22 protein-coding genes and 1 pseudogene are annotated in these 21,180 nt (G+C 66.2%); 14 read left to right on the forward strand and 9 right to left on the reverse strand.

The features are described from left to right. Position 1: 1 nt before the first annotated feature. Positions 2 to 673: a helix-turn-helix domain-containing protein gene (locus ACH49N_RS16670; RefSeq protein ID WP_358274448.1), complete on the forward strand. Its 672-nt coding sequence runs from the start codon at positions 2 to 4 to the stop codon at positions 671 to 673. An 87-nt stretch (positions 674 to 760) separates the two neighbouring features. Here the strand turns inward: ACH49N_RS16670 and ACH49N_RS16675 are convergent. Continuing rightward, positions 761 to 1,225: pseudogene (locus ACH49N_RS16675) on the reverse strand (NADH:flavin oxidoreductase); the annotation flags it as partial. Between the two features lie 308 nt (positions 1,226 to 1,533). Here ACH49N_RS16675 and ACH49N_RS16680 point away from each other — a divergent pair. From ACH49N_RS16680 to ACH49N_RS16690, 3 genes are all read left to right on the forward strand, one after another. Next, on the forward strand, positions 1,534 to 2,529 hold the full coding sequence (locus ACH49N_RS16680) for an NADP-dependent oxidoreductase (RefSeq protein ID WP_358274447.1): 996 nt from the start codon (positions 1,534 to 1,536) through the stop codon (positions 2,527 to 2,529). Between the two features lie 87 nt (positions 2,530 to 2,616). Then, positions 2,617 to 3,474 carry an alpha/beta hydrolase gene (locus ACH49N_RS16685; RefSeq protein WP_358274445.1) on the forward strand — a complete coding sequence of 286 codons (858 nt, stop codon included), beginning with the start codon at positions 2,617 to 2,619 and terminating at the stop codon, positions 3,472 to 3,474. A gap of 96 nt (positions 3,475 to 3,570) precedes the next feature. Then, the gene (locus ACH49N_RS16690) at positions 3,571 to 4,173 is read left to right on the forward strand and encodes a TetR/AcrR family transcriptional regulator (RefSeq protein WP_358274444.1); all 603 of its coding nucleotides are present in this window, start codon (positions 3,571 to 3,573) and stop codon (positions 4,171 to 4,173) included. A gap of 61 nt (positions 4,174 to 4,234) precedes the next feature. Here the strand turns inward: ACH49N_RS16690 and ACH49N_RS16695 are convergent, their stop codons facing one another. The 7 genes from ACH49N_RS16695 to ACH49N_RS16725 form a co-directional block, all read right to left on the reverse strand. Then, on the reverse strand, positions 4,235 to 5,125 hold the full coding sequence (locus ACH49N_RS16695) for a universal stress protein (protein WP_358274443.1): 891 nt from the start codon (positions 5,123 to 5,125) through the stop codon (positions 4,235 to 4,237). Positions 5,126 to 5,238: 113 nt separating this feature from the next. Then, entirely contained in the window at positions 5,239 to 5,994 is a 756-nt protein-coding gene (locus ACH49N_RS16700; RefSeq protein WP_358274442.1) for a sirohydrochlorin chelatase, read from the reverse strand. A gap of 5 nt (positions 5,995 to 5,999) precedes the next feature. Further along, entirely contained in the window at positions 6,000 to 7,316 is a 1,317-nt protein-coding gene (locus tag ACH49N_RS16705) for a GTP-binding protein (RefSeq protein WP_358274441.1), read from the reverse strand. Between the two features lie 2 nt (positions 7,317 to 7,318). Next, positions 7,319 to 8,272 (reverse strand): sulfate adenylyltransferase subunit CysD, encoded by a 954-nt coding sequence (cysD, locus tag ACH49N_RS16710; RefSeq protein WP_358274439.1) that lies wholly within the window; start codon positions 8,270 to 8,272, stop codon positions 7,319 to 7,321. Then, positions 8,269 to 9,006: a phosphoadenylyl-sulfate reductase gene (locus tag ACH49N_RS16715; protein ID WP_358274437.1), complete on the reverse strand. Its 738-nt coding sequence runs from the start codon at positions 9,004 to 9,006 to the stop codon at positions 8,269 to 8,271. Before ACH49N_RS16715 ends, cysD begins: the two co-directional genes overlap by 4 nt. Further along, entirely contained in the window at positions 9,003 to 10,730 is a 1,728-nt protein-coding gene (locus ACH49N_RS16720) for a nitrite/sulfite reductase (RefSeq protein ID WP_358274435.1), read from the reverse strand. The genes ACH49N_RS16715 and ACH49N_RS16720 overlap by 4 nt, the downstream gene beginning before the upstream one ends. Before the next feature lie 120 nt (positions 10,731 to 10,850). Beyond that, positions 10,851 to 10,952 (reverse strand): Ms4527A family Cys-rich leader peptide, encoded by a 102-nt coding sequence (locus tag ACH49N_RS16725; protein WP_374433888.1) that lies wholly within the window; start codon positions 10,950 to 10,952, stop codon positions 10,851 to 10,853. Positions 10,953 to 11,102: 150 nt separating this feature from the next. On the opposite strand from ACH49N_RS16725, the gene hemW reads away from it, so the two are divergent. Beyond that, positions 11,103 to 12,311, forward strand: a complete 1,209-nt coding sequence (gene hemW, locus ACH49N_RS16730; protein ID WP_397504731.1) for a radical SAM family heme chaperone HemW — start codon at positions 11,103 to 11,105, stop codon at positions 12,309 to 12,311. A gap of 11 nt (positions 12,312 to 12,322) precedes the next feature. Here the strand turns inward: hemW and ACH49N_RS16735 are convergent, their stop codons facing one another. Beyond that, entirely contained in the window at positions 12,323 to 12,640 is a 318-nt protein-coding gene (locus ACH49N_RS16735; protein ID WP_005261240.1) for a type II toxin-antitoxin system VapB family antitoxin, read from the reverse strand. A 246-nt stretch (positions 12,641 to 12,886) separates the two neighbouring features. Here ACH49N_RS16735 and hrcA point away from each other — a divergent pair, with 246 nt between their 5' ends. From hrcA to era, 9 genes are all read left to right on the forward strand, one after another. After that, the gene (gene hrcA / locus ACH49N_RS16740; RefSeq protein WP_109335011.1) at positions 12,887 to 13,930 is read left to right on the forward strand and encodes a heat-inducible transcriptional repressor HrcA; all 1,044 of its coding nucleotides are present in this window, start codon (positions 12,887 to 12,889) and stop codon (positions 13,928 to 13,930) included. Between the two features lie 89 nt (positions 13,931 to 14,019). Further along, positions 14,020 to 15,168 (forward strand): molecular chaperone DnaJ, encoded by a 1,149-nt coding sequence (gene dnaJ / locus ACH49N_RS16745; RefSeq protein WP_358274432.1) that lies wholly within the window; start codon positions 14,020 to 14,022, stop codon positions 15,166 to 15,168. A 2-nt stretch (positions 15,169 to 15,170) separates the two neighbouring features. Continuing rightward, complete coding sequence (locus tag ACH49N_RS16750; protein ID WP_159921477.1) at positions 15,171 to 15,932, forward strand: 16S rRNA (uracil(1498)-N(3))-methyltransferase; 762 nt, start codon at positions 15,171 to 15,173, stop codon at positions 15,930 to 15,932. A 35-nt stretch (positions 15,933 to 15,967) separates the two neighbouring features. Beyond that, positions 15,968 to 16,729, forward strand: a complete 762-nt coding sequence (locus tag ACH49N_RS16755) for a prolyl oligopeptidase family serine peptidase (RefSeq protein ID WP_358274431.1) — start codon at positions 15,968 to 15,970, stop codon at positions 16,727 to 16,729. Between the two features lie 137 nt (positions 16,730 to 16,866). After that, positions 16,867 to 17,940, forward strand: coding sequence for a PhoH family protein (locus tag ACH49N_RS16760; protein ID WP_358274429.1), 1,074 nt, complete (start codon positions 16,867 to 16,869; stop codon positions 17,938 to 17,940). Positions 17,941 to 17,976: 36 nt separating this feature from the next. Continuing rightward, positions 17,977 to 18,519, forward strand: coding sequence for an rRNA maturation RNase YbeY (ybeY, locus tag ACH49N_RS16765; protein ID WP_109329011.1), 543 nt, complete (start codon positions 17,977 to 17,979; stop codon positions 18,517 to 18,519). 21 nt (positions 18,520 to 18,540) lie between these two features. Next, the gene (locus tag ACH49N_RS16770; protein WP_159921483.1) at positions 18,541 to 19,860 is read left to right on the forward strand and encodes a hemolysin family protein; all 1,320 of its coding nucleotides are present in this window, start codon (positions 18,541 to 18,543) and stop codon (positions 19,858 to 19,860) included. Next, positions 19,853 to 20,185, forward strand: coding sequence for a cytidine deaminase (locus tag ACH49N_RS16775; protein ID WP_109329015.1), 333 nt, complete (start codon positions 19,853 to 19,855; stop codon positions 20,183 to 20,185). The genes ACH49N_RS16770 and ACH49N_RS16775 overlap by 8 nt, the downstream gene beginning before the upstream one ends. Continuing rightward, complete coding sequence (era, locus tag ACH49N_RS16780; RefSeq protein WP_109329016.1) at positions 20,178 to 21,095, forward strand: GTPase Era; 918 nt, start codon at positions 20,178 to 20,180, stop codon at positions 21,093 to 21,095. The genes ACH49N_RS16775 and era overlap by 8 nt, the downstream gene beginning before the upstream one ends. Positions 21,096 to 21,180 lie beyond the last annotated feature (85 nt).

Consider the following 21,180-nt stretch of genomic DNA (forward strand, 5'->3'; position numbering starts at 1 on the left):
TATGAGCGGTCGAACGTACGGTCAAAATTGTGGGCTTGCTCGCGCACTCGACCTCCTCGGCGAGCGGTGGACCCTGCTCATCATGCGCGACCTCGGAATGGGCCCTCGCCGGTACAAGGATCTGGCGTCGGGACTGCCGGGGATCGGCACCAACCTGCTCGCGAGCCGTCTCAAGAGCCTGGAGGAGGCCGGCATGATCGAACGCGTCGTGCTACCTCCTCCGGCGTCGGTGGCGGCATACGCACTCACCAGTGCCGGCGAAGAACTGCGTCCAGTGTTGGCGCAACTAGCCGCGTGGGGACTCCGGCACGGTGCGGGGTTCGATGACGCGGACATGACTCGCGCAGAGTGGGTCATCCAGGGCATGTTTGCACGTGCCGACGCGGACGCCGCGAGTCGGTTCGGTGGTGTAGTCCAGTTCGATGTGGGCGACGAATCTTCGTGGATCGGGCCGTCAGCGAACGGCGTCGTGCTCAGGCCGGGCGTGCCTCCCACGACTCCGAAAGTACATGTCGCAGCTGATATTACGACACTGGTCGACTTGGCGAACAACGTGATTACCCTGGATGACGCTCTGAAGAGCGGCGCGCTCGTCGTCGAAGCGAGCGACGAAGATATGGACGAGTTCCTTCGCGTATACCCCCTGGGCGGGGTCGGGGCGTCGACGAGCTGATCTCGGCACGCCCCGTAAGTGCCGCGAGGCACCGGCGGCACTTACGGGCTGCCCGCGGCAAGCACTATGACGCTCAGCCGCGCTGGGGCCGGAAGACGTTGGGCCGTTGCGCCGCACCATCGCGACGGCGGTAGTGAGGCGTCCGCGGTTCGGATCTGGTGCAAGTCCGGCGCCGAGGCGGTGCAACTGGTCCGTGTGCCAGTTGAGGTCGAGCAAGCCGTCCAGTGCCTTGACGTCGGCGATCTTGCCGAGCACCCGGCGCATGCCGAGGCGTAGCTGATGGGCGACGAGGGCCGGGGCGCGTCCGGTAAGGATGACTTCTGCCGCATCCGGAGTCGTGACCGTGGGGCGACCGATGCCGACGACGATGTCACCTACCAGTGCGTGGACGGTGCGGGCGTACTCGAGGAAGTAGGCCAAGCGTGCCCGTGTCGATGCCGCTGCAGTGCCCATCATCGCCGGAGATTCGTAGCTGCCTCCGCTGACCTCGATGAGGTCGATGCCCTCCTGGGCCAGTGCGGCGAGAACGCCGCGGGACTCCTCCTCGGTGAAGCACTCGTCGAGGCGGCAGTCCCTTGACAATTATGAGTCCCTTGACAATTATGATGAGCGCACTCATAATTGAGCATACTCGTTTCACCGACGTTTCAGGAGACAGCCATGGTGCTCGAAGCGGAACGTGAAGTGATCGGCATCCGTTTGGCTTGACATCTGGTGGCCGCCCACGAATTTCGTCCCCTGTATTTCGGGCGCGGCGCCGCCTCCCGTGACCATCGCAAAATTATTGCCGTGGTGGGGATTTCCTTTATCAACCACGTCCTCCCCAAGCTCGAATTCACGAGAGAAGGAGCATCACACCAGTGAAAGCTTTTGTTATCGACAAGTACAACGGTCCGCTGCAGGAGCGAGAGGTTCCCGAGCCGGTGGTCGGGGAGCGTGATGTGCTGATCCGCGTGCAGGCTGCCGGGCTCAACCAGCTCGACGAAAAGATTCGGACGGGAGAATTCAAACGGATTCTGCCGTACACGCTGCCGTTGACTCTGGGCAACGACGTCGCCGGCACCGTCATCGGTGTCGGCGCGAGCGTTCGGGGTTTCAAGCCCGGAGACGAGGTCTACTCCAAGCCCGACAAGGACCGCATCGGGACGTTCGCCGAACGGATCGCCGTCGCCGAGGCCGACGTGGCCCTGAAACCGACGTCGATCAGCATGCACGAGGCGGGTTCGCTGCCGTTGGTGGCGTTGACCGCGTGGCAGGCTCTGGTCGAGCGCGGCAACGTCCAGCCCGGTCAGAAGGTCCTCATTCACGCTGGTGCGGGTGGGGTCGGGTCGATCGCGATCCAGCTCGCCAAGTACCTCGGCGCGAATGTTGCCACCACCGCAAGCGGCTCCAATGCGGACTTCGTGCGTGAGCTCGGTGCCGACACGGTCATCGACTACCGCACCCAGGACTTCGAGCAGAACCTGCACGGATACGACCTCGTGTTGGACAGCCTGGGCGGGAAGAACCTCGAAAAGTCCCTGCGCGTGCTGAAACCAGGTGGCACGGCAATCGGGATCGCCGGACCGCCGGATCCAGCTTTCGCGCGTCAGGCTGGTCTGAATCCGATTCTGCGGCTCGCGATTACCGCTCTGAGTAGCCGTATTCGCCGTCGCGCGCGCAAGCTGGGCGTGCACTACGAGTTTCTGTTCATGCGCGCCGACGGTGATCAGCTGCGAATGATCGCCACGCTCGTCGACCAGGGCGCACTGCGCCCAGTCGTGGGAAAGGTCATCGGATTCGACCAGACCGTCGAGGCGCTCGAGGCGCTGGACAAAGGCGGCGTCCGTGGCAAAGCCGTCATCAGCAACCCCTGATCCGACCAGCGATCATCATGCTCGCGTCGGTGCGATCACGGACATCGTCACCGGCGTCATCGACGACACGCAAGGAGAACGACCATTATGAGCACCAGCAGTGAACCCGTCATCACCTCATACGCGAAAGCCCCGGCCCGCACCGTCACCGCGGACGGCGTCACCTATGCCTATCGAGAACTAGGACCGAGGGGAGGCATTCCGGTCATCTTCCTTGTCCACCTCGGTGCGACGCTGGACAATTGGGACCCGCGCATCGTCGACCCCATCGCCGAGAAGCGCCACGTCATCGCCTTCGATAATCGTGGCGTCGGCGCCTCTTCCGGCACCGTCCCCAACAGTATCGAGGCGATGGCCGACGACGCCTATACCTTCATCAGCGCCCTCGGGTTCGACACGATCGATATCTTCTCCTTCTCCCTCGGCGGGTTCGTCGCCCAGGACCTCGTCGTCAAACATCCTGATCTCGTCCGCAAGCTCGTGCTCACCGGCACCGGACCACGCGGCGGTAAAGACATCGAGAAGGTCGCTCGCACCACCTACTGGGACATCCTCCGCGCGACTCTCACTCGGTCGGATCCCAAGGAGTTTCTCTTCTTCAACCGCAATGCCACCGGCAAGGCCGCCGCGAAAGAGTTCGTGGGGCGATTGGAAGAGCGCACCGTCGACCGTGACAAGCCGATCTCCATCCGGGCCTTCCGAACCCAACTCGGGGCGATCAAGAAGTTCGGCCGTTCCGCGCCGGCGGACCTGTCGGCGTTCACCCAGCCGACCTTGATCGCTAACGGCGACAACGACCGCATGGTGCCCTCAGCCCTGTCAGAGGATCTCCACCTTCGGATCAAGGGCTCCGAACTGATCATCTACCCCGATTCCGGTCACGGCGGCATCTTCCAATACCACGACAAATTCGGCCCGGCAGCGCTCGAATTCCTCAGTCTCTGAACAACAGAGCGAAGAACAGTCGGAGGCGACGCCCAACTTGGGTGACTATACTCAGGATCGAGCTTAGTCAGAATCTATTGCGTGAGGATGCCCGTCATGCCAGTTACATCACAGTCGGTAGGTCGGCGTGAGCGGAACAAGCAGGAAAAGCTCGACCGGATTACTGCGGCCGCACGCGAGCTCTTCACCGAGCATGGTGTCGACGAGGTCACCACCCAGCAGATCGCGGACAAGGCCGACATCGGTACCGGGACGCTGTTTCTCTATGCGAAGACGAAGAGCGAGCTTCTCCTGCTGGTGCAGAACTCGAACTACGCCGACGCGCTCACCAGGGGCAGGACGGCAGCTGAGAACACCACCGATCTCCTCGATGCGGTGATCGCGATCGTCCGTCCGGTCGTCGAATGCAACCGAGCCCAGATCGATAACGGACGAACCTACCTGCGGGAGATTGTGTTCGGTGACCCTGAAGAACCCCATCACCGTGACGCTCTTGCCCTGACCGTGCAGACCGAGGAAGCGATCGCTGCCGTATTTCAGCGCGACGAGAGCGTCCCTGCACCCGAGGCCGCCACCTTGGCGCATATCGTTTCCGCGATCATGTTCCTCAGCATGGCGGCAACGGGCAACGTCGAGAAAACCGTGGATGACATCGTGCAGGACGTCGAACACCAAGTTCGCGCACTTCTGCGTCGTTGATGCTGGTGCACCACAGCACATCGGATTTCGCCCCGCCTATCGAGGTTTCACATCAGTGCGCTCAGCCTTTACGGCAGACCAGCACCGGGCACCGTGCGTGGTGAATCAGGCTCTGACTGGTAGAGCCGATGAACGACGCGGTGAAGGGGCTGCGCCCGTGACTGCCGACGGCGATCAACTGCGCCCCGAACGAGTACTCGAGGAGTACCTTCATCGGCCCGCCCCGCTCGAGGCACCGCGTGACCTCCACGTCGGGGTACTGCTCGCACCATCCGGCAAGGCTCTCTGCGAGCCAGGCCTCCTCATGCTGAACGAGGTCGGTCCAGTCCATGAATCGCCGCGCCTCCGAGTACCACGCCCCGAACGTGGAGTGCTCCGCCCAGGTGTGCACGGCGACCAGTGGGGCGCCGAAGAAGGAGGCGAACTCGAAGGCGTGGGATACCGCCATGTCGCTCAGTTCACTGCCGTCCACACCCACCACGATCGGGCGATTGCCGCTGACCTCGTGGCCCTGGATCCCACGCCACACGACGACCGGGCATTCGGCGTGGTTCGACACCCGCACGACGTCGGAACCGGCATACACCGATTTCATTTCACTGGTGGCCGCAGGTCCGAGGACGATCATCCGCGCGGTACGGGACAGATCGATCAACACGCGTGCCGGGGGTCCGTCGATGATGCTCCGCTCGATCTCCACGTCGGCACGGCCGTCACGCAACGCGCGTTCCGCTGCCGCGAGGAGCGCCTCTGCCTCGGCGCGGAAGTCGTGCCGGGGCTCGCCCGCGGGGGCCCGGCCGCGTGACTCGGGATGCTTGGGCAGCACGTGGACCAGGCGCAGCGGCTCCTCGAAGCGCTCCGCTGCGGAGGCGGCCCACTGCGCCGCCTCCACTGCGCCGTCCGATCCGTCGATGCCTGCCACGATTCCGTGCCGGATGGTCTCAGTAGCCATGGTGGACTCCCTCGCCTCTGTTTCAGTTTGATCCAGAACGACGGCGGTGCGCCAGGGGCGAAGGAATGTGACGCGAGGGGTTGATTCCGTTTTCGGTGCCGGCCGGCGGGTGCTCAGGCGGACAAGACAGTGCGCGTCCGCGACTCGGTGCGCGTGTCCGCATACCGATCGAGCATGACGTCGAGCAACCGGGAGTGCGGTCCGATGGTGGCGGAGTAGGTGATGTCGCCTGCGCAGGACTCGGCTGCACGGCTCAGCCGGTCGGTGAGCAGTCCGGGGGCGAGGAACCACGGCGCGATCACGATGCGTGACGCGCCTGCCGCGTGAAGATGCGCGATCGCCTGCTGCACCGTCGGTTCGGCTGAAGTGGCGAAACAGGTGACAGCGCCGGACCACAGGGTGCCGGCGAGAAGTGCGTCGGCCAGCCTCCGGGTTCGGTCGTTCGCTGCCGGGTCCGAGGAGCCGACCGCCGCGAGGACCACCCCGAGACCGGACTCGCCGGTGGAGCCGCCGGCCTCGACGACCCGGTCACGGACGGCGTCGAGGAGCCGGGGATCATGCCCGAGTACGTCGGCTTGACGGACCTCGAGCCGGGGGTGCCGTCGCCGGGCGGCGTCGAGAAGTGCGGGTAGGTCGACCCGGGCGTGGAAGGCAGCGCCCAGCAACATCGGCACGACCACCACCGAGTCATGGCCCTCCGCGGCCACCGCGTCGATCACCTGATCGACCGACGGCGCAGTGAGGTCGAGGAAGCACAGGCGGACATCGAGGTCCGGACGCCTCTCGCGCAGCGCCGACACGGCAGCCGCCACCACCTGCGCGCTGCGGGGGTCGCGACTGCCGTGTGCGACAGCGATCAGCGGCGTCACTGCACTCAGACGCGCTCGCCGAGCTCCACCGAGGCGATGGCGTCTCCGACGAGTCCTGCGGCGAGCGTGTTGCCGCCGGCCGGATCGATCAGCAGGAAGCTGCCGGTGTGGCGGTTCACCGTGTAGTCGTCCGCGACGATCGGTTCGGCGACACGCACCGAGATCTTCCCGATCTCGTTGAGCTCCAACGACTCCGGGCTGGGCTCGGAGGTGAGTTCCTGCTCGTTGAGACGCTCGACCAGGGTGCCGACGATAGCCTGGGTGGTGCGGGTGCCGTGCTTGAGGAGCAGGCGCGCCCCGGGACGCAGCGGTTTCTCGGCCAACCAGCACACGGTGGCATCGAACTCACCGAGCGGTTCCGGCGCATCTGCGGGCGAGGCGATGACGTCGCCACGCGAGACGTCGACGTCATCGGCGAGCACCAGGGTGACGCTTCGGCCTGCGTGTGCGCTGTCGAGTTCACCGTCCGCGGTATCGATCCGGGTCACCGTGGTGCGCACACCGGACGGCAGGATCACCACTTCGTCCCCTGGCTCCACCGCACCTGCCGCGACCTGCCCGGCGTATCCGCGGTAATCCGGGAATTCGGGGGTACGGGGTCGGATCACGTACTGGACCGGGAAGCGGAGGCCGACCCGGTGCGGTTCGGCGTCCACCGGCACGGACTCGAGGTGCTCGATCAGGGTGGGACCGTCGTAGTACGGCGTGTGGTCCGATCGGACCGCGACGTTGTCGCCGTGCAGTGCTGACACGGGGATCTCGAGGACGTCCTCGGACGCCCAGCCGAGTGAACTGGTGAGCGAGTTGAACTCGGCCGAGATCTCGGCGAACACACTGGCCGGATCCTCGACGAGGTCGATCTTGTTGACCGCCAGCACCAGCTTGGGAACCCCGAGCAGAGCCAGAACTGCAGCGTGCTTACGGGTCTGCGAGATCACACCCTTACGGGCGTCGACCAGCAGAATCACCAGCTGCGCGGTGGACGCTCCCGACACGGTGTTGCGGGTGTACTGCACATGCCCGGGGGTGTCGGCCAGCACGAAGGACCGGCGTGGGGTGGCGAAGTACCGGTAGGCGACGTCGATGGTGATGCCCTGCTCGCGTTCAGCGCGCAGACCATCCACCAGCAGCGACAGGTCGGGGGTGGACAGACCCTTGTCGACCGAGGCCCGGGTGACGGCATCGATCTGGTCGGCGAGTACCGACTTCGTGTCGTACAACAGTCGGCCCACGAGAGTGGACTTGCCGTCGTCCACACTGCCGGCGGTGGCGAGCCGAAGTAATTGGGTGCTTCGGGGGCTACCCACGTGGAGGTCGCTCATGATCAGAAGTAGCCCTCTCGCTTGCGGTCTTCCATGGCCGCTTCGGAAACTCGGTCGTCGCCGCGTGTCGCGCCGCGCTCGGTCAATCGGGATGCCGCGACCTCGGCGAGGATCGCCTCGTTGTCGGCGGCGTCGGAAAGGACTGCGCCGGTGGTCGATCCATCACCGACAGTGCGGTACCGCACCGACAAGGTCTGCAGTTCCTCGCCTTCGGTCGGACCGCCCCACACGCCCGGGGTCATCCACATGCCGTCGCGCTGGTACACCGCACGCTGATGGGCGTAGTAGATGCTGGCGAGTTCGACATTGTCGCGGGCGATGTAACGCCAGATGTCGAGTTCCGTGAAGTTGCTGAGCGGGAACACACGGACCTGCTCACCGGGGGAGTGTTTGCCGTTGTACAGGTTCCACAGTTCTGGGCGCTGCTTCTTCGGGTCCCACTGGCCGAACGCATTGCGCAGCGAGAAGATGCGCTCCTTTGCCCGGGCGCGTTCCTCGTCGCGGCGAGCGCCACCGAAGACGGCGTCGAAACGGTTCTCGGCAATCGCGTCGAGCAACGGCACAGTCTGAAGAGGGTTGCGGATCCCGTCGGGACGTTCGGTGAGGCGACCGTCAGCCAGGTAGTCCTCGACCTTCGCGACGTGCAGGCGCAGGTTGTACTTCGAGACCACGTGGTCGCGGAAGTCCAGCACCTCCTGCAGGTTGTGGCCGGTGTCGACGTGCAGCAGGGCGAAGGGCAGCGGTGCAGGCCAAAACGCCTTGATGGCCAGATGCAGCAGCACCGTCGAGTCCTTGCCACCCGAGAAGAGGATGACCGGGCGTTCGAACTCGCCGGCGACCTCACGTAAGATGTGGATCGCTTCCGACTCGAGTGCGTCGAGTGTGTCGAACTGAGTGCCGTTCAACTGCGGGCGAACGCCCGTGTCGGCAACGGAGGTGGAGAAATCGATGCTCATGAGGCGTGCAACCCGCATTCTGTCTTGGCCTGACCGGCCCAGCGGCCGCTGCGCGGATCGCTGCCGGGGGCTGGCTTGCTGGTGCACGGAGCGCACCCGATGGACGGATAACCTTCGTCGACAAGCGGATTCACAAGAATCGAGTGCTCGTCGATGTAGGCCTGCATGTCTTCGTCGGACCACGCGGCGATCGGGTTGATCTTCACCAGACCGAACGCCTCGTCGAACGAGATCAGCGGCGCGTTGGCCCGCGTGGGGGCCTCGACCCGCCGGATGCCGGTGACCCAGGCCTTGTAACCGGCGAGAGTCTTCTTCAGCGGCGCGACCTTGCGCAGTGCGCAGCACCGGTTGGGCTCACGGGCGAACAGATCCTTGCCCTCCGCCACGTCCTGCTCGGCCACGCTGGCCTCGGCGCGGGCGTTGATGATGTTGACCCCGTACACCTGCTCCACGGCATCGCGGGTGCCGATGGTCTCCGCGAAGTGATAGCCGGTGTCGAGGAACAGCACGTCCACGCCGGGATGAACCTGGGCGGCGAGGTGGACCAGAACACCGTCCTGCATGTTCGACGCGACGATGTAGCTGTTCCGATACCCCGTCGCTTCGCTCGCGCCGTCCCCGAACGTCTCTTCGGTCCACTGCAGCAGCTCGTGCGCGGTGGCACCTTCGAGATTTGATGCTCCGCGCTCGGCTAGGAGCCGGAGATCGTCGTGTGTGGCTGTGGCGAGATTCACCGCAAGTCTCCTTCGTCAGCTCGAACGACCCATTCCGCGAAGCGCTCACCTTCGTTGCGATGCTTTACGAACTGGCGGACGACGCGATCGATGTAGTCACCGAGTTCGGTGCTGGTGACCTTGTGCTGCCGGAGCTTCCGGCCGAAAGCTGCATCGAAACCGAGGCTGCCACCGAGGTGAACCTGGAAGCCCTCCACCTGGTTGCCTTCGCCGTCGTCGACGAGCATTCCCTTGAATCCGATGTCGGCGACCTGGGAACGGGCGCACGAGTTGGGGCAGCCGTTGATGTTGATCGTGATCGGCACATCGAGCTGCGCGTTGATGTCGGCCAGCCGCTGCTCGAGTTCGGGAACCAGCACCTGCGAGCGCTTGCGCGTCTCCGCGAACGACAGCTTGCAGAACTCGATGCCCGAGCAAGCCATCAGGTTCTTGCGCCAGTGCGACGGACGAGCGGGCAGACCCACCTCGTCCAGGTCGGCGATCAGCTGGTCGAGCTTGTCGTCGGCGACGTCGAGGATGATCAGCTTCTGGTAGGGCGTGAAGCGGATCTTGTCGCTGCCGGCCCGTTCGGCAGCGTCGGCGACCTTCGCGAGAATGGTGCCCGACACACGGCCGGCGATGGGCGCGACCCCGACGGCATTGAGGCCGTTGCGGGTCTTCTGCACGCCGACGTGATCGATGGGACGCAGCGGCTTCTCCGGCGCCGGGCCGTCGATCAGCTTGCGCTCGAGGTACTCGGTCTCGAGCACCTCACGGAACTTCTCGATACCCCAGTCCTTCACGAGGAACTTGAGCCGGGCCTTGGCGCGCAGCCGGCGGTAGCCGTAGTCACGGAAGATCGAGACAACGGCTTCCCAGACGTCGGCGACCTCGTCGAGCGGCACCCACACGCCCACGCGCTGCGCGAGCATGGGGTTGGTGGACAGTCCGCCGCCGACCCAGAGGTCGAGGCCGGGACCGTGCTCGGGATGGTTGACACCGATGAACGCGACATCGTTGATCTCGTGGACCACGTCCTGCTGACCCGAGATGGCGGTCTTGAACTTGCGCGGCAGGTTGGAGTACTCGGGCTTGCCGATGTAGCGGCGGACGATTTCGTCGATCGCGGGCGTGGGATCGAGGACCTCGGTCAGCGACTCGCCGGCGAGAGGCGAACCCAGCACCACGCGCGGGCAGTCGCCGCACGCTTCGGTGGTTTTGAGACCGACACCTTCGAGGCGCTTCCAGATCTCCGGGACGTTCTCGACCTCGACCCAGTGGTACTGGACGTTCTCGCGGTCCGAGAGGTCGGCGGTGTCGCGGGCGAACTCCGTGGAGATACCGGCGATGGTGCGGAGCTGTTCGACGTTGAGTGCGCCGGCGTCGCACCGCACCCGCATCATGAAGTGCCGGGCCTCGAGCAGGTCGATGTTCTCGTCACCGGTGAAGGTGCCGTCGTAACCCTGCTCGCGCTGGGTGTAAAGACCCCACCAGCGCATGCGGCCACGCAGGTCGCTCTTGTCGATGCTGTCGAAACCTTGCTTCGAGTAGATGTTCTCGATGCGTGCCCGGACGTTGAGCGGGTTGTCGTCCTTCTTCGCCTGCTCGTTGGCGTTGAGCGGCTCGCGGTAGCCGAGGGCCCATTGTCCCTCGGCCCGTCGGCGGGTCGGCTTCGCCGTGCGGGTGCGAGTGGGCGCGGGAGCTGCGTCGGTGGCAGCGGGGGAGGCGTCGGTGGTCGACGTCATGGAGCACTCCTGTGTCTCACGGTGCACCGGCTGAGGCCGAGGAGGAACGCTGTTCCTCGCTCGGGGCGTACGAATCCGGCCGGAAGTCGAGAAGAATGATGAACGGGCTGACAGGCTGATTTACTGCGCGCAGCAGGGCAGACAACAACAGCTGCAGACACGCTTGAGATCGACGTGGCGACGTGCCACCAGTCGCACTCCGGGTCCGGTCATGCGGTCCATTGTGCCACGTCAGATCGCTGACTCCGAGCCGGGGACCGATTTCCACCATTTTTGCGGGAAATATCACGCTTGCGTGCATTTCTTCCGGTCGGTCAGGAGGTGACACGGCCCGTGGAATCGCCGCGACGCAACACCGTGGACACTGGAGGAGTGAGCGGAACGAGTACGACCCCCGGCAGTCTGCGCGAGGCGGACCCCTTCGTGCTGCCGGAACGGTCTCTCGCCGGTGTAGGGAGTCGTCCGTTCGGCATCTACATCCACGTTCCGTTCTGCGCCACACGCTGCGGTTACTGCGATTTCAACACCTACACGGCCGGTGAACTCGGCACGTCGGCGTCCCCGCAGTCGTGGATGGAGGGATTGCGCCGCGAACTCGACGGGGCAGCGGAGCTGACCGGGGCGCCGGCCGTCGACACGGTGTTCGTGGGCGGCGGTACCCCTTCACTGCTGGGCGGTGACGGTTTGGCCGACGTCCTCGGCGCCGTCCGCGCGAGCTTCGGGCTGGCCGATGGCGCCGAGGTCACCACGGAATCGAACCCCGAGTCGACATCGCCGGAGTTCTTCGACCGGCTCCGCGCAGGCGGGTACACCCGCGTCTCGCTGGGCATGCAGTCCGCAGCCCAGCACGTCCTGAAAGTGCTCGATCGGACGCACACTCCCGGTCGGGCGGTCGCCGCCGCCCTCGAAGCGCGGGCCGCCGGGTTCGAGCACGTCAACCTCGACCTCATCTACGGCACACCGGGCGAACGCGACGAGGACCTCGCCCTCTCGCTGGATGCGGTGCTCTCGGCGGGGGTCGACCACGTCTCGGCCTACGCGCTGATCGTCGAGGACGGTACCGCGCTGGCCAGGAAAGTCCGTCGAGGTGAACTGCCCGCACCGGACGACGACGTGCTGGCATCGCGCTACGAACGTATCGACGCCCGCCTCGCCGACGCCGGCCTGACCTGGTACGAGGTGTCGAACTGGGCTGTGAGCGGAGCGGAATGCCGGCACAACCTCGGGTACTGGGACGGCGGAGACTGGTGGGGAGCCGGCCCGGGCGCCCACAGTCACGTCGGGGGCGTGCGCTGGTGGAATGTCAAACACCCGGCCCGCTATGCCGAGCAGCTCGCGGCCGGATCGCTACCGGTCGGCGGAAGTGAACACCTCACCGACGAGGATCGCCACCTCGAACGGGTGATGCTGACCGCACGGTTGCGGACGGGCCTGCCGGTAGCCGAGCTCGACGCCGGGGAACGCCGCTCCGCCGACGCAGTAGTGAAGGACGGGCTTCTGCTGCGAGACGGCGACCACCTGGTGCTGACCGATCGGGGACGGCTCCTCGCCGATGCCGTGGTCAGGACCGTTCTCCGGTAGCCGGACCGCGATCAGGCGGTCACGATCCCGGGCATCTCGTCGTAGTCGAACACCCGCGCGTGCAGCACCACCCGGTTCCGCAGGGCCGACCGCACCGCCCGGTGTAGTCCGTCCTCGAGGTACAGCACCCCATGCCACTGCACGGCGTGCGGAAAGAGGTCGCCGTAGAACGTCGAATCCTCGGACAGCAGCCGGTCGAGTTCCAGAACCTTGGTCGTGGTGACGATTTCGTCGAGTCGAACCTGCCGCGGCGGGATCTTGGACCAGTCGCGCAGCGACAAACCGTGGTCCGGGTAGGGCTTGCCGTCCATGACACCTTTGAAAATCATCGCCTCGTCATTCCGCCCGTAGTCGTGCCGTGCGCTCATCGACGCCCGAATATCCAGCTGGTCACCGATGCGCGACTTCCGGTCACCACAGTAAGGCCTCGACGGGTGCGGGCGTCCGGACGATTAGACTGGATCGAGCCGCGATGCACGTGCCTACGCACGGAGCTCAGGGGACGTGAGGGCCTCACCGAACCCGGTTCGGTGAGGGCCGTATTCGTGATGATCGAGAACTGGAGGTGGATGGCGGTGTCGAGTACTGACGACAGACGTTTCGAGGTTCTACGTGCGATCGTCGCCGACTACGTCTCCACACAGGAGCCCGTGGGGTCCAAAGCGCTGGTCGAGCGGCACAACCTGGGGGTTTCCAGCGCCACCGTGCGCAATGACATGGCCTTCCTCGAGAACGAGGGATACATCGCCCAGCCGCACACGAGTTCCGGCCGCGTGCCCACGGACAAGGGTTACCGGCAGTTCGTGGATCGCATCGCCGAAGTGAAGCCACTGTCGACCGCGGAGCGGCGGGCCATCCTGGAGTTCCTCGAGTCGGGTGTCGACCTGGACGACGTGCTCCGGCGGGGCGTGCGGCTCCTCGCGCAACTGACGCGGCAGGTCGCGGTTGTGCAATATCCCACACTTTCGGCGTCGAGCGTTCGTCATCTCGAGGTGGTCGCCCTGACACCCGCCCGGCTGCTGCTGGTGCTGATCACCGACTCCGGCCGCGTCGATCAACGCATCGTCGAACTCGGTGACGTCCTCGACGACGAAGACCTCGCACGTCTGCGCAGGCTCCTCGGCGGCGCTCTCGAAGGCAAGCGGCTGGCGGCGGCGTCGATCGCCGTGTCGGAACTCGCCGAAGAGGCTCCCGAAGACCTCCGCGACGCCGTGGTCCGTTCGGCCACCGTGCTCGTGGAAACGCTCGTCGAACACCCCGAGGAGCGGCTGGTGCTCGGCGGCACGGCGAACCTCACCCGCAACGCCGCCGATTTCACCGGTATCAGCGGGCTGCCCGGTTCGTTGCGGGCCGTCCTCGAGGCGCTCGAGGAGCAGGTGGTGGTCCTGAAACTGCTGGCCGCCACCCAGGATGCCGGCACCGTCACCGTGCGGATCGGCGAAGAAACACAGGTGGAGCAGATGCGCGGCACCTCGGTCATTTCCACCGGCTACGGCGCCGCCGGCACCGTGCTCGGCGGCATGGGAGTGCTCGGACCCACCCGAATGGACTATCCGGGAACAATCGCGTCGGTGGCAGCCGTTGCCAGATACATCGGCCAGGTACTCGCCGAGCGGTAACCGCCGGACCCGTGAGCTCGACGGGAGCCGGGGACGCGAAGACGGATCAATAGCGAGATGACGAAGTAGAGAAGGACGAGAGACTCAACGTGGCACGGGATTACTACGCAACGCTCGGCGTCGACCAGAAGGCGACCGACCAGGAGCTCAAGCGCGCCTACCGCAAGCTTGCGAGGGAACTGCATCCCGACGTGAACCCCGACGAGTCGGCGCAGGCTCGGTTCCGGGAGATCTCGACGGCCTACGAGGTGCTGTCCGACCCGGAGAAGCGGCGCATCGTCGATCTCGGTGGCGACCCGCTGTCCTCCGGTGGTGGTGCGAGTGCCGGCTTCGGAGGCGGTTTCGGTGGCGGCCTCGGCGACGTGTTCGAAGCGTTCTTCGGTGGCGGAGGTGGCGCGGGACGCGGTCCCCGCGGCCGGGTGCAGCCCGGAGCGGACTCCCTCCTGCGCACCCGTCTGACTCTGGCCGAATGCGCGACCGGCGTGAGCAAGCAGGTCGCGGTCGAGACGGCGATCCTGTGCGACAGCTGCACCGGCTCCGGCACCAACGGAAACTCCAAGCCCGTGCGCTGTGAGACGTGTGGCGGTGCCGGTGAGGTCCAGTCGGTCCAGCGTTCGTTCCTCGGTCAGGTGATGACCTCCCGTCCGTGTCCGACGTGCCGCGGCGCGGGCGAAACCATTCCGGATCCCTGCCACAAGTGCGGCGGCGACGGCCGCGTGCGCGCCCGCCGCGACATCACCGTCAAGGTCCCTGCCGGCGTCGCCGGAGGTATGCGTATCCGGCTCGCCGCGCAGGGCGAGGTCGGCCCCGGCGGTGGTCCGGCCGGTGACCTGTACGTCGAGGTCGTCGAGCAGGCACACGAGGTATTCGTCCGCGACGGTGAAGATCTGCACTGCACCGTTCGGGTGCCGATGGTCGACGCCGCGCTCGGAACCACGGTCACCATCGACACCATCATCGACGGCCCCAAGGACATCGTCATCGAGCCCGGCACCCAGCCCGGCTCGGTGACGGTCCTTCGCGGACACGGCATGCCGAAGCTGCGCTCCGGTGTACGCGGCGACGTGCACGCGCACCTCGAGGTCGTCGTGCCCTCGCGCCTCGACCACAAGGAAGCCAAGCTTCTCCGCGAGCTGCGCGATCTGCGTGACCGGGACGTCGCCGAGGTCGTCTCCACCCAGTCGCAACACAGCGGCGGACTGTTCTCCCGTCTGCGCGAAGCGTTCAGCGGCCGCTGACGGTGGCGGCCACCGTCTTCTTCCTCGACCCCCTACCCGAGGTCGGGCAGACCGCGGTACTCGACGGCCCCGAGGGCAGGCACGCGGCCACCGTGCGCCGAATCGGTGTCGGTGAGCGGATCGTCCTCGCCGACGGGCGGGGAGGCCTCGCGGACACCGAAGTCACCGCAGCCGGAAAGGACCGGCTCGAACTCACCGTCCACGAGCGTCGTCAGGTATCTGCAGCGTCGCCCACGGTCACGGTGATCCAGGCACTGCCGAAGGCGGACCGCTCGGAGCTGGCCGTCGAACTCGCCACCGAGGCCGGTGTCGATGCGATCATTCCCTGGCAGTCGTCGCGGTGCGTGGCCAAGTGGGAGGGTCCCAAGGTGGCGAAGGGCGTCGCTCGCTGGCGTAGCGCCGCAGTGGCCGCCGCCAAGCAGTCGCGGCGGGCGATCGTGCCCGAGGTGTCGGAGCTGCACCGCACCGCCGGGATACTCGCCGTCGTGCGTGAGGTGGTGGGCCGCGGCGGAGTCGTCGCGGTCCTGCACGAAGCGGCCACACAGGGACTCGCCGAACTGCCACTGCGTTCCGCCGCAGAGATCGTGCTCGTCGTCGGACCCGAGGGCGGCCTCGCCGACGACGAGGTCGCCTCGTTGACGGAGGCGGGCGCCGTCCCCGTACTGCTGGGACCGCACGTCTTGCGGACCTCCACGGCGGCCGCGGTCGCCCTCGGAGCCCTCGGCGTGCTCACGGACCGCTGGGGAACCGCCCCCATCGCCTGACGCTGCGTCTTCGTCGGCGATTAATCTGACTGCCCGTGGACCGCATTCGTATCGCCTACGGCACCGAACCGCAGCAGTTCGGGCACTTCTACGCCCCCGAGGAGCCGGTCGAGGGTCCCGTCCCCGTGGTGATGGTCGTGCACGGCGGATTCTGGAGCGGCAAGTACCACCTCAACCTGGGAACGAGCTTCTCGGTCGATCTGGCGCGACACGGAGTCGCGGTGTGGAACATCGAGTACCGCAGGTTGGGTGCGGGTGGGGCGTGGGACGAGATGTCCGCCGACGTCGTCGCCGCGCTGGAGGCAATCGCCGGTCCGGTCGCCGAGCAGTCGCCGGTTGCCTTCGACCTGTCTCGCGTTCGGGTGGTCGGGCACTCGGCCGGGGGACAGCTGGCCGTGTGGCTCGCCGGCCAATCGCACACCGCGGTGCGGCCCGACATGGTCGTGGCACAGGCCGGGGCGCTCGACCTGGCGTCGGCGGGGGAGCGCGGGCGGCGTATCGGGTACATCGAGGACCTGCTCGGCGTTCCCTTCGGCGACGATCCCGAGCGCTACCGCTCGGCGTCTCCTTACCACCGGATTCCGATCGGCGTACCGGTCGTCTGCGTGCACGGCACGGAGGACGTGCAAGTGCCTGCGAAGGTGAGTGTGCGGTACAGCGAGGCCGCGCGGGCGTCCGGGGACCCGATCGCGCTGCATGTCGTCGAGGGTGAAGACCACTACGCCTTCCTGAATCCCGAGACCGACTGTTGGAAGATCTCGCGGCATGCGCTCTTGACCGGTCCGGCCGACGGGTGACGCTTCCGCAGCCGTCGCCGATCATGCCGGTGTTGTCACGTAATCGGGTGGGCGCGCTGACCTGCGAGCGATAGACTGCGGAGAGCACGGCGACCGCCGTGAATCGCCGGGAACCGGAAGTAGGCCATATACCTCACGTGAGCGAACAAGACCAGAATGGCGAGACGTTCGGCGCCACGCGCCCGGCGGAACGCACCGTGCGTTCGAGTATCGATCTCCCACCCGAAACGGTCCCGCCCCTCCTCGGTTCTGCCGACGAGAATCTGCGAGCTCTCGAGCGGGTCCTGGATGCAGACATCCACGTACGCGGCAATGCGGTCACATTCACCGGGAAGCCCGGGGACGTTGCCCTGGCCGAGCGCGTAATCACCGAGCTCGCCGCCATCGTGGGCCGGGGACAGCCGCTCGCACCCGATGCGGTGCGGCGCACCGTCGGGATGTTGACCCAGGGGTTGAGCGAGTCCCCCGCCGAGGTACTCACTCTCGACATCCTGTCGCGGCGCGGCAAGACCATCAGACCCAAGACGCTCAATCAGAAGCGGTACGTGGACGCGATCGACGCCAACACGATCGTCTTCGGCGTCGGCCCCGCCGGCACGGGCAAGACGTACCTGGCGATGGCGAAGGCCGTGCAATCGCTGCAGACCAAACAGGTGTCGCGGATCATCCTCACCAGACCCGCGGTCGAGGCGGGCGAGCGGCTCGGATTCCTGCCCGGCACGCTGCACGAGAAAATCGACCCCTACCTGCGGCCACTGCACGACGCGCTGCACGACATGATGGACCCCGAGGCAATCCCGAAACTGATGCAGTCGGGCATCATCGAGGTCGCGCCGCTGGCGTACATGCGAGGTCGCACGCTGAACGACGCCTTCATCATTCTCGACGAGGCACAGAACACCACCGCCGAGCAGATGAAGATGTTCCTCACCCGGCTGGGCTTCGGTTCCAAGGTGGTCGTCACCGGTGACGTCACCCAGGTGGACCTGCCGGGAGGCGCGCGATCGGGCCTGCGGGCCGCCAGCGAGATCCTCGGCGACATCGACGACATCCACTTTGCCGAGCTGAACAGCAGCGACGTGGTCCGGCACCGGCTGGTATCCGACATCGTCGACGCCTACGAGCGTTTCGAGGCGGATCGCGACGGCAAGGTGGAGCTCGGAAACCGCGCACAGCGGAGAGCGGCGCACTCGCGTTCTCCGCGACGGTAGGGTGAGTGTCGCCGGAACCAGGAGGAAGCGACACACATGAGCATCGAAGTCTCGAACGAATCGGGCATGGACGTCTCCGAAGAGGAGCTGATCAGCGTTGCCCGCTTCGTGATCGCGCGGATGGATGTCCATCCCGCGGCCGAGTTGTCGATGGTCCTCGTGGACTCGGCCACCATGGCGGACCTGCACATGCGGTGGATGGACCTGCCGGGCCCCACCGACGTGATGTCCTTCCCGATGGACGAGCTCGAGCCGGGTGGGCGGCCGGATGCGCCGGACCCCGGACCGTCGATGCTCGGCGACATCGTGCTGTGCCCGTCCTTCGCAGCGGATCAGGCCGACAAGGCCGGTCACCCGCTGGCCCACGAACTCGCGCTGCTCACCGTCCACGGAGTGCTGCACCTTCTCGGCTACGACCACGCGGAGCCCGAGGAAGAGAAAGAAATGTTCGGCCTGCAGAACCAGCTCCTCGAAGAGTGGTACGAGGACCTTCGCCGCGCCGAACGGGACGCGGCACTCGCTGCCCGCGATCAGAAGTTGCTCGGCAAGGCCGGGTTCTTCGACTCGCCGGATCAGTAACCGCGACGTGAAGGGTTCTTTGTGACTAGCGCCATCGCGCTGATCGTCCTCGCGATCGTTCTCGTCCCCCTCGGCGGTGTGTTCGCCGCCGTCGACTCCGCGCTCAACACCATCTCGTCGGCGCGCGTCGAGGAGATGGCCAAGGAGGATCGGGCCGGCGCTCACCGGGTCCTCCGCATCCTGTCGGATCGCCCACGCTACGTGAATCTCATGGTGCTGCTTCGCATCCTGTGCGAAATCACCGCCACGGTGGTGCTCGTCGGCGGGCTGACCGACCTCCTCGAACCGGTGTGGGCCCTCACGGTCACCGCCATCGTCATGGTGCTCGTCGACTATGTGGTGATCGGCGTCGGCCCGCGCACACTCGGCCGTCAGCACGCCTACTCGATAGCGCTCATCGCGTCGTTCCCCCTGCAGGTCATCGGTACCCTCCTCGGCCCGATCAGTCGCCTGTTGATCCTCATCGGTAACGCGATCACGCCGGGCCGTGGTTTCCGCAACGGCCCCTTCGCCTCCGAGATCGAGCTTCGGGAACTCGTCGACATGGCGCAGGAGCGTGGCGTGGTGGCCGACGAGGAGCGGCGCATGATTCAGTCGGTGTTCGAACTCGGCGACACCTCGGCCCGTGAAGTGATGGTCCCGCGCACCGAGATGGTGTGGATCGAGAGCGACAAGAGCGCCGGACAGGCGACATCTCTCGCGGTCCGCAGCGGTCACTCGCGGATCCCGGTGATCGGCGACAACGTCGATGACGTCCTCGGGGTGGTCTACCTCAAGGACCTGGTCCAGCAGACGTACCACTCGCGTGACGGTGGGCGCAGTGTCCGCGTCCGCGACGTGATGCGCCCGGCCGTGTTCGTGCCGGATTCCAAACCACTGGACAGCCTGCTCGCCGAAATGCAGCGCGACCGCAACCACATGGCGGTGCTGGTGGACGAATACGGCGGAGTCGCCGGGCTCGTCACCATTGAAGACGTCATCGAGGAAATCGTCGGGGAAATCGCCGACGAGTACGACCAGGACGAGACACCGCCGATCGAGGACCTCGGTGACGGTATGTACCGGGTGTCGGCGCGGCTGCCCATCGAGGATCTCGGCGAACTGTTCGGACTCGAACTCGAAAACGATGAGGTGGAGACCGTCGGCGGGTTGATCGGATACGAACTCGGCAGGGTGCCCCTTCCCGGTTCCGAGGTCGTGTCGGAGGGGCTGATCCTGCGCGGCGAGGGCTCACCCGATGTGCGGGGCCGGGTGCGGATCAGCACGGTCTTCGTGCAACGCGCCCCCATCTCGGAAGACGAGCACGACGACGACCGCGAACGGGAGAGCGACGATGCCTGAACTCGATACCGAGGACGCCAAGCTGATCGTGCTTGCGCGGGGAGCCCTGGGCCGCAGCGGAAGCGGGCAGGGCGCTGCCGTCCGCGACCTCGACGGCCGCACCTACGCCGCAGGCGCCGTCACCTTGGCCGCGTTGTCGCTGACGGCTCTGCAGGCGGCCGTCGCCGCGGCGGTGTCGAGCGGCGCCGAAGGGTTCGAAGCGGCTGTCCTGATCGGCGCAGCCCCGGACGACCCCGGCATCGCCGCATTACACGAAGTCAGTGCGCAGGCGGCGATCGTCTTCGCGCGAACCGATGGATCCGTGATCGAGGAGAAGCATGAGTAAACCCGAATTCCGTTCCGGATTCGTCTGTTTCGTCGGGCGGCCCAACACGGGCAAGTCCACGCTCACCAACGCGTTGGTGGGCAGCAAGATTGCGATCACGTCCTCGCGTCCGCAGACGACCCGGCATACGATTCGCGGCATCGTGCACCGCGAGCACGCGCAGTTGATCCTCGTCGACACCCCGGGGCTGCACCGGCCCCGGACGCTCCTCGGTCAGCGCCTCAACGACCTCGTTCGCGACACCTACTCCGAGGTCGACGTGATCTGCCTGTGCATTCCCGCGGACGAGAAGATCGGCCCCGGCGACCGGTGGATCGTGCAGCAGGTTCGCCAGATCGCGCCTAAGACGACGCTCATCGGCATTGTGACGAAGATCGACAAGGTCACCAAGGACAAGGTCGGGCAGCAGCTGCTGGCCGTGTCCCAGATGCTCGGACCGGAATCCGACGTCGTGCCGGTCTCCGCCGCGTCGGGTGAGCAGGTGGAGGTCCTGGTGGATGTCCTCGCCTCCAAGATGGAGGAAGGGCCCGCGTTCTACCCGGACGGCGAGCTCACCGACGAACCCGAAGAAACGTTGATGGCGGAACTCATCCGTGAGGCGGCTCTCGAGGGCCTCGGCGACGAACTGCCGCACTCCCTTGCGGTGGTCATCGAGGAAGTGATCCCCCGTGAGGGGCGCACCGAAAAGCAGGGCGAAATGCTCGACGTGCACGCCCTGCTCTACGTCGAACGCCCGAGCCAGAAGGGCATCGTCATCGGGAAGGGCGGCGCCCGGCTCCGGGAGGTCGGGACCAAGGCGCGCCTGCAGATCGAGAAGTTGCTGGGCACCCGGATCTTCCTCGAGCTGCACGTCAAAGTCGCCAAGGACTGGCAGCGCGATCCGAAGCAATTGGGCCGCCTGGGCTTCTAGGGCCTTCGGCCTCGTGCGCCTTTTTGGTAGCGGGAGCTACCAAAAAGGCGCACGGGCGCGGAGCGCCTTCCGACATGGGACACTG

The sequence above is a fragment of the Rhodococcus sp. NPDC019647 genome, assembly GCF_044389235.1.
Lineage (GTDB): Bacteria > Actinomycetota > Actinomycetes > Mycobacteriales > Mycobacteriaceae > Rhodococcus_F > Rhodococcus_F oxybenzonivorans.